At 35.4% G+C, this 13,464-nt stretch carries 12 protein-coding genes; 7 read left to right on the top strand and 5 right to left on the bottom strand.

Annotated features, from left to right (window positions below; translation table 11 throughout):
- Window positions 1–6 precede the first annotated feature (6 nt).
- Window positions 7–1,104: a glycosyltransferase gene (locus FW778_RS13690; RefSeq protein ID WP_235906255.1), complete on the top strand. Its 1,098-nt coding sequence runs from the start codon at window positions 7–9 to the stop codon at window positions 1,102–1,104.
- Complete coding sequence (locus FW778_RS13695; protein ID WP_150415321.1) at window positions 1,073–2,233, top strand: glycosyltransferase; 1,161 nt, start codon at window positions 1,073–1,075, stop codon at window positions 2,231–2,233. Before FW778_RS13690 ends, FW778_RS13695 begins: the two co-directional genes overlap by 32 nt.
- On the opposite strand, the gene FW778_RS13700 is transcribed toward FW778_RS13695, so the two are convergent.
- Window positions 2,214–2,903, bottom strand: coding sequence for a cell division ATP-binding protein FtsE (locus FW778_RS13700; protein WP_150415322.1), 690 nt, complete (start codon window positions 2,901–2,903; stop codon window positions 2,214–2,216). The genes FW778_RS13695 and FW778_RS13700 overlap by 20 nt on opposite strands.
- A gap of 176 nt (window positions 2,904–3,079) precedes the next feature.
- On the opposite strand from FW778_RS13700, the gene FW778_RS13705 reads away from it, so the two are divergent.
- Together FW778_RS13705 and FW778_RS13710 are read left to right on the top strand one after the other, a co-directional pair.
- Window positions 3,080–3,439, top strand: coding sequence for a BlaI/MecI/CopY family transcriptional regulator (locus FW778_RS13705; RefSeq protein ID WP_150415323.1), 360 nt, complete (start codon window positions 3,080–3,082; stop codon window positions 3,437–3,439).
- Window positions 3,440–3,445: 6 nt separating this feature from the next.
- A complete protein-coding gene (locus FW778_RS13710) occupies window positions 3,446–5,755 on the top strand; it encodes an N-acetylmuramoyl-L-alanine amidase (RefSeq protein ID WP_150415324.1) in 2,310 nt (769 codons plus the stop codon).
- Window positions 5,756–5,806: 51 nt separating this feature from the next.
- Here FW778_RS13710 and FW778_RS13715 read toward each other — a convergent pair whose 3' ends face one another.
- The gene (locus FW778_RS13715) at window positions 5,807–6,943 is read right to left on the bottom strand and encodes an AIR synthase-related protein (protein WP_150415325.1); all 1,137 of its coding nucleotides are present in this window, start codon (window positions 6,941–6,943) and stop codon (window positions 5,807–5,809) included.
- A 124-nt stretch (window positions 6,944–7,067) separates the two neighbouring features.
- Here FW778_RS13715 and FW778_RS13720 point away from each other — a divergent pair, with 124 nt between their 5' ends.
- A complete protein-coding gene (locus FW778_RS13720) occupies window positions 7,068–8,051 on the top strand; it encodes a bifunctional riboflavin kinase/FAD synthetase (RefSeq protein ID WP_150415326.1) in 984 nt (327 codons plus the stop codon).
- An 84-nt stretch (window positions 8,052–8,135) separates the two neighbouring features.
- On the opposite strand, the gene holA is transcribed toward FW778_RS13720, so the two are convergent.
- On the bottom strand, window positions 8,136–9,149 hold the full coding sequence (gene holA / locus FW778_RS13725; RefSeq protein ID WP_150415327.1) for a DNA polymerase III subunit delta: 1,014 nt from the start codon (window positions 9,147–9,149) through the stop codon (window positions 8,136–8,138).
- Between the two features lie 123 nt (window positions 9,150–9,272).
- Here holA and FW778_RS13730 point away from each other — a divergent pair, with 123 nt between their 5' ends.
- Window positions 9,273–10,262 carry a GumC domain-containing protein gene (locus FW778_RS13730; protein ID WP_150415328.1) on the top strand — a complete coding sequence of 330 codons (990 nt, stop codon included), beginning with the start codon at window positions 9,273–9,275 and terminating at the stop codon, window positions 10,260–10,262.
- 156 nt (window positions 10,263–10,418) lie between these two features.
- Here FW778_RS13730 and msrB read toward each other — a convergent pair whose 3' ends face one another.
- Both msrB and FW778_RS13740 read right to left on the bottom strand, forming a co-directional pair.
- Window positions 10,419–10,985, bottom strand: a complete 567-nt coding sequence (msrB, locus tag FW778_RS13735; protein ID WP_235906256.1) for a peptide-methionine (R)-S-oxide reductase MsrB — start codon at window positions 10,983–10,985, stop codon at window positions 10,419–10,421.
- A 97-nt stretch (window positions 10,986–11,082) separates the two neighbouring features.
- Window positions 11,083–12,324, bottom strand: a complete 1,242-nt coding sequence (locus FW778_RS13740; RefSeq protein WP_150415329.1) for a T9SS type A sorting domain-containing protein — start codon at window positions 12,322–12,324, stop codon at window positions 11,083–11,085.
- Between the two features lie 294 nt (window positions 12,325–12,618).
- On the opposite strand from FW778_RS13740, the gene FW778_RS13745 reads away from it, so the two are divergent.
- A complete protein-coding gene (locus FW778_RS13745) occupies window positions 12,619–13,458 on the top strand; it encodes a glutaminyl-peptide cyclotransferase (RefSeq protein ID WP_150415330.1) in 840 nt (279 codons plus the stop codon).
- Window positions 13,459–13,464: the final 6 nt, after the last annotated feature.

Consider the following 13,464-nt stretch of genomic DNA (forward strand, 5'->3'; position numbering starts at 1 on the left):
AAATAAATGCGAGTAATATTTAGCGTTACCAACGACCTTAATTATGACCAACGGATGATACGAATATGTAACAGCCTTGTTAATTCAGGATTCAACGTAAAAATTATTGGCGTTGAATTTGGAAATTCTTCCGATCTCCAATTAAAAAAATATACTCAAAAAAGAATCCGGCTTTTCTTCAAAAAAGGATTTGGCTTTTATTTAGAATACAATGTAAAACTGTTCTTTTATCTTTTATTCCAAAAAACTGATGCTTTTTGTTGTATAGATCTTGACACAATGCTTCCTGTTTATTTTGCAGCTTTTATTTTAAAAAAAATAAAAGTGTATGATGCACACGAATATTTTTCGCAGCAAAAAGAAATTATAACCCGCCCGGGTATTTATAAAATATGGCATTTTGTTGAACGAACATTCGTTCCAAAATTCTTGAATGGATATACGGTAAGCGAAGGAATCGCAAAAGAATTTCATAAAAATTATAAAGTTAATTACGAAGTAATAAGAAATGTACCTGTATTAAAACCATTGGAGACTATTAATCAAAAAGAAAAAATCATTCTTTACCAGGGAAGCGTAAATGAGGGGCGTGGATTTGAGTTTTTAATTCCCGCAATGAAGAGTGTAAATGCAAAACTATTCGTTTACGGTGATGGAAATTTCTCAGATGCCGCCCGTTCATTAGTGACTAAACATCATTTAGGAGATAAAATATTATTCGCAGGGAAATTTTTACCGGATGAATTAAATACGATGACGCCTAATGCATACATTGGAATAAACCTTGTTGAACAAATCGGCTTGAATCAATTCTTATCATTGGCCAATAAATTTTTTAATTACATTCATTATGCGGTTCCCCAGCTTACGATGAATTTCCCGGAATACAAAAAAATAAATGAAGAGTTTGAAGTAGCGCTTTTAATAAATAGCCTGTCCCCGATAGCAATTGAAAATTCTTTAAATCTATTGCTTAATGATGATCAGTTGTATCGGCGCCTGCAACAAAACTGCATTAAAGCCCGCGAAGTGTACCATTGGCAAAGGGAAGAAAAAAAATTAATCAGCTTTTATGAGAACATCAATTCAACCATCAAACGATAAAACAATTCTTCATTCAAACCTTCATATAGTTTGCCTCGATGTGCCTTATCCTGCTGATTATGGCGGCGTGTTTGACCTGTTTTATAAAATAAAGGCACTTTACAGCCTGGGTATAAAAATTCACCTGCATTGTTTTGAATATGGGCGTGGGGAGCAGGAAGAACTTAATAAATATTGCCAAACTGTAAATTATTATGAAAGGAAAAGTTTTCTCAAAGGTTTTTCGTTTCGTCTGCCCTTTATAGTTAGTTCACGGGCCAACCCATTATTATTAACCAATCTTTTAAAAGATGATTATCCTGTTCTACTGGAGGGAATTCATTGCACTTATTTTTTATATACCCGTGAACTAACAAACAGGAGAATACTTGTCAGGCTTCACAACGTTGAGTTTGAATATTATAAAGAACTTTCAAAGGCAACCAGCAATATCTTCAAGAAAAATTATTACCGCCTCGAAAGTTTTCTTTTAAAAAAGTATGAAAATAAAATTGCCAACAAATGTATGTTCATTGCAGTAAGCGAAAAAGACAAGGAAACCTATCAACAAAAGTTCGCGGCAAAAAATATTGAATATCTCCCCATATTCCTGGCCTTCACCGAGGTAACATCGGAGATAGGTACTGGTAATTTTTGCCTGTATCATGGAAATCTATCAGTCCCCGAAAATGAAAAAGCGGCTTTATGGTTAATGAAAAATGTTTTTAATACTTTGGATATTCCTTTTGTTATTGCAGGCAAAAATCCATCGCGGTATTTACAAGCTTTTACACATAACAACGACAACTTTTGTATTGCCGCCAATCTATCAAAAAAAGAAATGGATGACATGATACGAAAAGCTCATATACATGTTTTGCCTTCATTCAATAAAACAGGAATCAAAATAAAATTATTGAACGCTCTTTTTAAAGGAAGGTATGTGATTACAACCCAGTCGGCAATTGAAAAAAATAATGTTGAACCGCTTTGCATTATTGCAAATTCCGCATCAGACTATAAAAAAATAATTACAGAATTATTTCAAAAACCTTTTACACAAAATGAAATTGATAAAAGAAAAAAAATATTAGAAACTGCGTATAACAATCATGAAAATGCACTCCAGCTTACCCGATGGATATGGTAGCATTGTCCCAAACTTTACCTCTTTCTGTTTTTATAGTTCTTGCAGGAAATTTATTAATTACCGGGTAATCGTGGGTGGCCATTATAATTGAAGTTCCATAATCCCGGCTAATGTTAAATAACAGTTGCATAATTTCATCGGAGGTCTCAGGATCAAGATTGCCGGTGGGCTCATCAGCAAGAATAAGTTTGGGCGAGTTTAACAAGGCACGTGCAATGTCAACCCTTTGTTGCTCGCCACCACTCAACTCAAAAGGCATTTTAAAACCTTTTGTTTTAAGCCCAACCTTATCAAGCACATCAGCAATTTTTTCATCCATTAATTTATTATCCTTCCATCCTGTTGCCCTCAAAACAAATTTTAGATTTTCATTTATATTCCTATCGGTAAGCAACTGAAATTCCTGGAATACAACTCCCAGGTTACGGCGCAGGTAAGGAACTTTTTTCCAATCAAGCTCTGACAGATTATACCCTACCACAACCCCCTCGCCTTCTTTCAAAGTAAGATCGCCATACATAGTTTTCAAAAGACTCGATTTGCCGGTGCCGGTTTTTCCTACTAAGTAAACAAACTCACCACGGTTCACAGTTATATTTACATCTTGTAAAATAAGTGACTCGCCCTGATAAATATTTACATTTCGTAATTCAACAATTGCTTCGGCCATAATATTATCTTATTAAAAAGTAGTCTTCTCCAATGCGGCAAAGTTAATTGTATAATTATATTTTATTAAAAAGAAATAATACACAAGTGTTAAAAAAATAATAATTAAAACTAAAGAATTAGTTGTTAAACTAAATTTTTAGTTTATATTTGTTCCAGAAACAAAAATTTAATGTTATGAAGACGTTGACTAAAGCCGAGGAACAGATAATGCAGGTGATCTGGAAAATGGAAAAAGCTTTTCTGAGAGAAATAATAAATGAACTACCGAACCCAAAGCCGCACCAAAACACAGTGTCCACAATACTTAAAATATTGGTAGAAAAGAATTTTGCCGGCGTAAATATCATTGGCCGAAACCACCAGTATTATCCTTTGGTAAATAAAGATGTGTACTCGAAAGGAAGCATGAAGTCGCTTGTAAAAAAATATTTTGACGGCTCCTTTTCCAATGCGGTTTCTTCAATGGTAAAAGAAAATAACCTGAGCATTGAAGAACTGGAATTGCTCTTGAAACAATTAAAAAAAGGTAAATAAAAACTTATGATAACACTTGCCTGGTATTTATTAAAAGTAATTATATGTTCCGGTATATTGTGCGGTTATTATTATTTAGCGCTCCGCAATAAAATTTTTCACCGGTGGAACCGCTTTTATTTATTGGCTGCCGTTGTACTGTCTTTGATAGTACCGGTAATGAAAATAAATATTTTTCAATCATCAAATGAAGATAAAGGCGCTGTTGTAAAAATGTTGCAAACTATAAATAGCAGCGACGAAATAATTATAGAATACAGCAGGCACAGTGGCCTCCAGCTTAATTCAGAAAGTATCATATCAGCCCTTTATTTTTTAATTACAATCGCATTTCTATCTATCTTCTTTCTTGCGTTGTATAAAATATACCGGCTAAAGAAAATGTACCCCGCAACCAAGTTGAAAGGAATCAGTTTTATTTCTACCGACGCAAAAGGAACTCCATTTTCATTCTTCAATTCTATTTTCTGGAACAACGCTATTGACCTTCATTCGACGCAAGGGCAGCAGATTTTCAATCATGAAATCGCCCATGTAAAAGAGAAACATTCTTATGATAAAATATTTATGAACATAGTACTAATATTTTTTTGGATGAATCCTTTCTTCTGGCTTATGAGGAAAGAATTAAGTATGATACACGAATTTATAGCAGACAAAGAAGCGGTGGAAGACAGTGATATCAATGCTTTTGCTGAAATGATTTTACAAACAGTTTACCCGGGTCAACAATTTTCAATAACCAACAATTTTTTTCATTCACCTTTAAAAAGAAGACTAATTATGTTTACAAAAAATAAAAATCCAAAAGTAAGTTACATAAGCAGGCTCCTGGTTTTACCTTTAGCCGCCATTATATTTTTCGCGTTTACATTAAAAGTAACGCCGTTAAAAAGTGCGGATGGTTATAGCGGTAAAACTATTACAGTTGTTATAGATGCAGGCCATGGCGGAGATGATAATGGCGCTGTTTCTGCAAGCGGGCTTAAAGAAAAAGATATTGATCTTGCTATTGCAAAAAAAATAGCTGAGTTAAATTCAAATGATCATATTAAAATTTTACTCTCAAGAAACGGTGATGTATCTATGAACGTAAAAGACAGGGTTGAATTTGCAAGAGCCAATCATTCGGATTTATTTATATCGGTTCATACAAATGCTGCGGATAAAGATAATACCAGCGAAAATGGCTTCTCAGTAATAATTGACAAAAATAACAGCCAGAAGAATAAGTTACTTGCATCAGCTATTATAAATGAGCTGCAAAAAATATACACAACGGAAAGTACCATCAGCATCAGAACTAACGGCGTTTGGGTACTCGACAATAATATCTGCCCCGCGGCGCTAATCGAATGCGGCTACATTACCTCACCTGCCGATGAAGCATTCATTACAGTAAATAGCAACCAGGAAAAAATTGCAAGAAATATTTTAGATGGCATTGAAAAATATGCAGAGCAAAATGCAGGACAACCAACAATTACTCAAGTAGAAAGTGACAGTATTCCTACAATGTATTATAAAAACAAAAAAGTAACTGGAATAGAAGTACGTCCTAAGCTAAACAATATCTTGGTAAGCTATAACGATGGCACAAAAGAAATTATTACAAAAGAAGAATCAGATAAACGCGGATTTATTTTGCCTCCGCCACCACCAAGGCCAGGGCTAAAAACTCTTGGTACACCGGGTGCTCCCAAACAAAATTCTCTTCCAGCGACGACGGCATCTAACAAAGATAGTTCTAACAAACCTGATCCAATCTATTTTGTTGATGGAAAAGAAATTCCAAAAGATAAATTGAATACAGTTTCTCCCGACGCTACGAAATCTATAACTGTACTAAAAGGTGAAAGTGCAGTGAGTAAATATGGCGATAAGGGAAAAAATGGTGCAATAGAAATAACACTAAAACCAAAGGATAATTCTTTTGAAAAAAAGAATGATCCTGAAACCAACATTAACCAAAACTCAGATACTATTCCCAATAAAGTCTTCACCAAAGTTGAGCATGAAGCAGAATTTCCAGGTGGGCAGGAGGCCTGGGTTAAATATATCGTTGGTGAAGTAAAAGCTTCAATAGATTCCTTTACAACAAAAGATTATGGAACGTGTGTAGTGAAATTTATAGTAAATACCGATGGAAGTGTAACTAACGTAGAAGCAACAACGATGAAAGATACTCATTTAGCACAGATTGCAATGAATGCAATTCGCACGGGCCCAAAATGGATTCCTGCAACTCAAAATGATCATACTGTTGCAGCTTACCGGTTACAACCGGTAACACTAACAAACCCTGAAAAAAAATAATTAATTATAACCCTTTTGGAAAGTTCTAGACTTTCCAAAAGGTTAATAGTTTTAAAAAGTCAGCTCACCACTTTTATTTTTAATTACCAAAGTTTTTTTATCACTTGCTTCTACCCTTCCGATAATTTGTGCGTCGATATTAAATGAAGCTGCCCCAGCAATTATTGTTTCAGCAAAATTTTCATCGGTATAAATCTCCATCCTGCAACCCATATTAAATACCTGGTACATCTCGCGATCATCGGCTCCGCTTGCTTCCTGTATCGCTTTGAAAATTGGAGGCGGCTCAAATAAATTATCTTTTATCACGCGTACATTTTCAGGAATGTATTTTAAACACTTCGTTTGTCCGCCACCGCTACAATGTATTAATCCATGGATTTTATCAAAATTATTTTGCAGCAATTTTTTAATTAAAGGCGCATAGGTTCTTGTTGGCGAGAGAATTTGCTTTATGTCTGCAATTTTATTTTTGCCAATATAAACAACGTCATCACTTAAAGAATTATCATAGCTCTCTTTATAATTATGTGCATAATATTTATTCAGCATGTCATGCCTTGCAGAAGTTAAGCCGTTGCTTCCTATTCCGCTGTTATAAGTATTTTCATAAGTTGATTGTCCAAACGATGCTAATCCTACAATTACATTTCCTGGTTTAATATTTTCATTCGAAATAATTTTTGACTTCGGCCATCTAGTCGTCATTGTTCCGTTAACCGCAATTGTTCTTACCACATCACCAACGTCTGCTGTTTCGCCGCCCAGGTAATGGATGTTGATACCAAAACTTTTCATCAAATCAAAAAAGTTCTGTGTTCCGTTTATAACCTGTTCCAGCACCTCTGCCGTAATTAAATTTTTATTCCTGTCAATGGTTGAATTAAAAATAATATTATCATAAATTCCCACGCACAAAAGATCGTCAAGATTCATTACCACGGCATCCTGTGCAATGCCTTTCCATACAGAAACATCACCCGTTTCTTTCCAATACAAATAAGCAAGAATACTTTTCGTGCCTGCTCCATCGGCATGCATCACATTTATAAAGTCATCATCACCTCCCAGGTAATCAGGATAAATTTTACAAAATGCTTTCGGAAAAATTCCCTGGTCGAGATTTTTTACTGCAGCATGAACTTCTTCTTTTTGGGCAGAAACACCGCGTTTGGAATAAAGAGACATTGCTTAATTTAAAGGCTTTATTTAGTTAACGAGTTAATCCGATTGCTATCGGGACGGTAAAATTAAGATTGAAGATTGATATTACATTTTCAAATTCAATTATCATTTATCTTGCGTTCATCTTATGCGGGTACATCGTGATATAAATAACTTACCACTTTTTAAAAATGCCGTTATTACCATTGGCACATTCGATGGAGTTCATACGGGGCATTTACAGATAATTAACCAGCTTAAAAAAGAAGCCGGGCTGGTTGACGGAGAAACGGTGATTATTACATTTCATCCACATCCACGAATGATTATTACTAAACCGGACGGAAGCAAAACGGCGATCAAATTGCTCAATACTCTTTCTGAGAAAATTGAGCTTTTGCAAAAACAAAATATTGATCATCTTGTAATCGTTCCTTTCACCGTGGAATTTTCTGAACAAACTGCAGAAGAGTACATAAAAAACTTTTTGGTAGAAAAATTTCATCCGCATTCTATCATCATTGGTTACGATCACCGGTTTGGAAATAAAAGGCAGGGAGATTATAAATTGCTGGAAGCTTACCAGTCAATATTCAATTTTAAAGTAAAAGAAATTCCCGAGCATGTGTTGCATCATATAATTATCAGTTCAACTAAAATAAGGCATGCCCTGGAAGAAAAAGATATTAATACTGCAAATGAATACTTAGGCTATACGTATTTTTTTGAAGGGAAAGTTGTTGAAGGAAATAAGCTGGGAAGAACATTAGGTTATCCAACAGCAAACATTGAAGTTACGAATCAAAATAAACTCATTCCTGCAAACGGCGTGTATGCGGTAGAGTTAGAAATAGATACTATTTTACAGGATAATAGCATCGTACAACGTACATCCAACATGCCACATCTTAAAGGCATGATGAACATTGGTACACGGCCCACAGTGGGAGGTACCAAAACGGTTATCGAAGTAAACATTTTTGATTTTGATCAAACGATATATGATCAAAATATACGAGTTTATGTGAAATATTTTTTAAGAGATGAAGTAAAATTCGACGGACTCGAAGCGCTGAAAGAACAACTGGCAATTGATAAGATAAATACATTACAAGTTTTAAATAAAAATTAATATTGATTACACGAATTAAATAAAGAATACAGCCTTCCTGTAATTCGTGTAGTTAATGTTTCATAATTAGTTAATCAAAACGCATTAATTATAAGTCCCTCCTTTAATTATTTTGTAAACCATTTCTTTCATTAATGAACTACCGGAAGCACCATAATTTTTTATTCCAACACTTTTTAAGTTATAATTATGCAGTAGCATAATTACCTGTTCGGCTTCCACGTAAGAATAATTCATCAACATATCCATAGCCTGTTGAACCAAAAAAGGGTTGTTGTAAAATATAGGCCTGAGCGCTTTTTCACTCTTGTCATTCATCTGGTAAATGACTAATATTTTTGTAAAGTAATTATAGAGAGAGGGCAATACCAGTTGAATGGGCGCCGCTTTGGGATTGGCTTCAAAATACTGGATAATCCGGATGGCCTTTGCGAGGTCTTTTTTGCTAAACGCATGTTGCAGCTCAAAAATATTATACTCTTTACTTACTCCGATATATTTTTCAATATCATCTTCTGTAATGTTTTTTTCAGATCCAAGGTTAATGGATAGTTTTTCAATCTCATTGGCAATTCTGCTTAAATCGTTGCCAATATGGTCCACCAGCAATGTTAAAGCCCTGGGTGTAATCTGGTATCCTTTCGATTGTACGTATCCGTTAGTCCATGACGGCAACTGGTTTTCATATATTTTTTTTGACAGAAACACTTCCCCGTTTTTTTTTATCAGTTTGGAAATCCTGCTTCTGCCATCAATGGTTTTACCTTTATAAGAAACGACCAGCACAGTGGAGTTTAAAGGCTTTTCAATATAACTTTCAAGTTTGTCAATGTCTTTCATCTGCTGTGCTTCCTTCAAAAGAACAACCTGCCTTTCAGCAAACATAGGGTACCGCCTGCAGGAGTTTAAAACATCCGCCCAGTTGGCATCTTTGCCATAAAAGATACTGAGATTAAATTCTGCCTCTCCTTCGGGGAGGATTTGCTTTTCGGCATAATCCATCAATTCATCGATATAGAATTCTTCTTCACCTTCAAGCCAGTATAATGGTTTAAAAATATTTTTTTTCCACTCAGAGAGTATACTTAGTCCACTCATTTTCCAAAGATAAAATTTTACAATTATTCACCTATTAATTAATAAACAAATTGAAAAACATAAAATTGGTTTGGCATGGTTTTGGAAAAAATATAATGTTTATCTTTAAAAAAAATCTTAAATATGAGTTACGAGAATTTCCCCGAAAGTGATAAGCCCGGCGAAAAAACAGTTGTTGTAAAAAATAACAACCGGAATGTTTTAACAGGTATATTGATAGTTGCGTTGCTCGCAACCTGGGGCTATATAATTTACGACAAAAATAAAACCAAGCAGGAAAAGCAGGATCTTACAACGCAGATTGTTAACAGCGATTCTTCCAAAAATGAGCTCCAGCGTGAATTAAACGATGCAGCCCTGAGGCTTGATGTTCTGAAAACTTCAAACGTAAAAGCTGATAGTCTTTTAAAAACAAAAGATAAAGATATTGAAGAGCTTAGGAGTAAAGTGCAAAAAATAATCAACGACAAGAATGCAACTGCTGCTCAACTTGCCGAAGCAAGGAGATTGGTAGCTGAGTTGAAAGGCAATATTGAAACCTATACAGCACAAATAGAGGAATTAAAAACTCAGAATACTCAACTAACTCAGGAAAAGCAACAGGTTACACAGGAAAGGGATATTGCCAATAAGAATTACGACTCGGCAAGCCAGGTTATTAAGCAGAAAGAAAATGTAATTGATATCGGATCTACTTTACATGCCTCCAACTTTAATATTGTGGGATTAAAGGAAAAAAGCGGCGGTAAAGAAAAAGTAACTACCACTGCTAAAAGAGTTGATAAATTAAGAATATCTTTTGACATCGATGAAAACAGGATAACTCAAAGCGGCATGAAAGACATTTATGTTTGTATTACTTCTCCCGATGGAAACCCCGTGGTGGTTGATGCACTGGGCTCCGGAAAATTTGTTACCAGGGATGGAACAGAAAAACCATTTACAAAAAAGGTACAGATCAATTATGTGCAAGGGCAAAAACAACCGGTAACTGTTGAATGGACCCAGAACAGCAATTTCCAAACTGGTAATTACAAGATTGAAATTTATAATAACGGCTTTAAAATTGGCGAAGGAGTTCGCGCATTTAAGAAAGGCGGTTTGTTCGGATAATCATTTAACGCAAAGTCTGTTTAATAAAAAAGCTTTCCGGTATTGACGGAAAGCTTTTTTAATTTAGTAATGCTGTAAAAAGCAGTTCTTACATTTATGGCATCAACTGTTAGTTCCGTTTTCTCTTTATGAAAGTATTATTCGGTTAAAACAAATTTATTTTGAAGCGACTGGCGGTTTACCGCCTTCAGGTACAAATATTAAAGCAGCTGAATTCATACAATAACGTTTACCCGTAGGTGCAGGGCCATCATCAAAGACATGCCCAAGATGTGAACCTGATTTTGAATCTACTACTTCCCATCTTACTTCTCCAAAACTTTCGTCTTTTACAAGTTTAACCGCATCTGGGTTTATTGGTGCATAAAAACTAGGCCAGCCGGTGCCTGAATTAAATTTTGTATCAGAACTAAAAACGGGCTGAAGAGATGCAGCCGAATAATAAGTTCCCTTTTGATAAAAATGATCAAGTTTACCGGTGCCGGCAATTTCAGTGCCTTTTTCCCTTAAAATATGATATTGTTCAGGCGTTAATTTCTTCTTCCATTCACTCTCTGATAGTTTCATTGGGAAACTTGCATTTGCAGAAACTTTTTGAGGATCAGGAAATTTATTAGCTGGCTTTGTTTCATTTTTTTGAGGAGCATCTTTCGTTTGGGATTGCGTACAGTTTGCCAGCAATAAAGAAAACAGTATTGATGACAGGTATATAATTTTTCTCATGATAATTTTTTATGCATATACGAGACAAAATTATAAAAAGGATTTTTATGAAATGTTAAGAAGTGAGTTGTCTTGAGAAGAAAGCTGTTATAGTCCTTTAAAGCCCTCCATTTTTTTGTTTTATTAATTTGAAAACCTTCGGTACATTTCCACCCTCCACTTTAAGAAAATACATTCCAGACGGAAGACTGGTTACGTTTATTGATGTGGTTTGAGCGTTGATTGTCTGCGTGAGAAATAGTTTACCCGTTACGTCATAAAGTTTAACAGTTTTGCCGTTAATTTCAGCTTCGGTTTTAGCTTTAATGGTTATTTGATTGCTGAATGGATTAGGGTAAATTGATACGTTGATGCTATTTGCATTCGTAGTCGAATCTTTAGGAAGTGGACCGCCCTGCGCAAGTGAACTGTCACAAACAGATGAATTCAAAAAAGAATTTCTTGGATTTCCTAAAGCAAACAAGCCCCTCATTTCATTTTTCTGGCCTTGAGTAAACATATTCATACAGGCATCATCTGTAAAATCCATGAAGTCCATAAACATATCACCGTAGGAATTAATAGAACATGAAGATAAATGCGGAAATGTAGCACAGTTACTATTACTGGTTTCCTGCGGTGGTGTATCTGCAATACCATCATCTCCGCATTCAGCATCACCCCACAAATGTTTTAAACCAAGCCAGTGACCAATTTCGTGCGTTGCAGTGCGCCCTTTATTAAAAGGCGCAATAACGGTACCTAATGTTCCAAATGCAGTATATTGAATTACCACACCGTCCTTTTCGGCGGGGCCGCCGGGCATAACAGCATAACCTAAAGTGCGCCCGAAAAGATTACATACCCAAATGTTTAGATACTTTTTTGAATCCCATGCATCGTCGCCCCCAGTTGAAGAAAATTTCATTTCATCATCAGATTGGAATAAATCTGAATTGGTATATTTATGGATGATCCCCGAAGTATATCGTCCGTTGGGGTCTACTTTTGCCAGGCAAAAAACAATTCTTGCATCTGCGGCTACACTTTTAAAAGGTGCGGGAGTATTTACAGCATCAGCATTGAGGCGCCTGTAATCATTGTTTAAAACAGTCAATTGCGATAAAACCTGCTGGTCGCGTATATTTTGAGCGCTTGAATGATATAACACATGAATAACAACCGGAACTACAATTACTTCATTTGGAAGCGTATCGCGACTTAAAGGATCGCTGGTTGTTGCTGTAGATGGAAGAAAGGAGTTTAAATTATTTTGCTTTGCATATTGAGGTGTCCCGCATCGTTGTGCCGTTGCAAAGAGTGTAAAGCTTAAGCAAATAAAAGTAAAAATAAATTTCATTATCCCTGTTGTGTTTCAGAATTATCCTAAAATGTCGTAAGCGGGATTACATAGGAATTCTGAATCAGGAATTACATAGAATTGAATAATACAAGGGATAAATGGAAAAATTGTATAACCTTAGTTGAATCCAGTAAAAACTTTTGAAAGAAAGTTAGCGGCTGTAACAGAGGTTTAAAACACAAATAAAGAACAAATTTCCCATATCTCAAAACATTCAGTAAAAACATTTTATAAGGGAATTAACATGTAGAACACTGGCGTTTACTATTTTTACAGCTTATTAAATACATAATGATTAGAAAGCTACTCCCGTTTGCACTTATTGTGCTGTTATTTTCCTGTAATAATAATTCGACTCCCGATATAGATACCAGCCTGCCTGTGAGCCGGCCGAATAATATTCCTCCACCCGAGCCAATTACATTTACCGTAGATAGCGTTTATCCTCACGACCCAAAAGCTTTTACGCAGGGGCTTCAGTTTTATAAAGGAAAATTATATGAAGGCACGGGTGAGCCAAAGATATCGTCGTTACGCATAGTTGATATTAAAACCGGCACTCCTGAAAAGAAATATGTTATCCCCGACCCAACTATTTTTGGTGAAGGAATTACCATTTTTAAAAATAAAATTTATCAGCTTACCTGGCAGAACCATAAAATATTTGTGTATAATTTGGATGATATTATGCATCCTATTGCAACTTATAACTGGAGTTTAGAAGGATGGGGGCTTACCAACGACGGTAACAATCTTATTATAAGCGATGGGTCGTCAAAATTATATTATGTTCGGCCAGATGAAGCTTCAAAACAAATGAGGACCATAAAAATACTTACGGTTGCAGACAATACCGGCGAACTTGATAGCCTTAATGAGCTTGAATACATCGACGGTTATGTTTTTGCCAACAGATGGTATAACAATCATATTATAAAGATTGACACATCGAATGGTCATGCGGTCGGCATAATGGATCTTACGGGCCTATTACATCAATATGATCCAAATGACCAGGTTGGCGACGAAGCAGTGTTAAATGGAATTGCGTACGACAGCACCACAAAAAAATTATACATTACCGGGAAAGACTGGCCAAAGTTATTTGAGGTGAAATTGAATAATCCTTAGCTTGAG

Origin of the sequence: Ginsengibacter hankyongi, from assembly GCF_008710285.1 — a bacterium.
Classification (GTDB): Bacteria; Bacteroidota; Bacteroidia; order Chitinophagales; family Chitinophagaceae; genus Ginsengibacter; species Ginsengibacter hankyongi.